This window comes from Massilia genomosp. 1 (assembly GCF_011682185.1).
Classification (GTDB): domain Bacteria; phylum Pseudomonadota; class Gammaproteobacteria; order Burkholderiales; family Burkholderiaceae_D; genus Telluria_A; species Telluria_A rubra.
In genome coordinates, this window is the sequence record NZ_WHJF01000504.1 from 1 (window position 1) to 305 (window position 305).

Sequence of the window (305 nt, forward strand, 5' to 3'; positions counted from 1 at the left end):
CGGCGCGGATAGTCGTCATGTCGTAAAACACGACGGCAAGATCCTGATCGACCATCGGACGCAGCAGGCCGGCAAGCACCTGATCGACTTCGTCCTGATGCTCCACCATTGCGTCCATCGCGCGCAGCAGTTGATGATGCTCGATTTTCTCGGCCATGATTCCGGGGAAGGTGACCGTTTCGACCCAGCGCAAGACGCCCAGTTTCGAGTCCGGGTCGCACAACCGGTTGAGCACCATCACACGGATCAGCGCCTCGATATCAATCGTGTGCCGGGTTCGCCGAAACACTTGGCGCAGGCGGTCG

The 305-nt window shown here is 60.0% G+C and carries 1 pseudogene; it reads right to left on the minus strand.

The annotated features are described in order from the left end of the window. A pseudogene (locus F1735_RS34680) lies at window positions 1-305 on the minus strand (IS1634 family transposase); the annotation flags it as partial.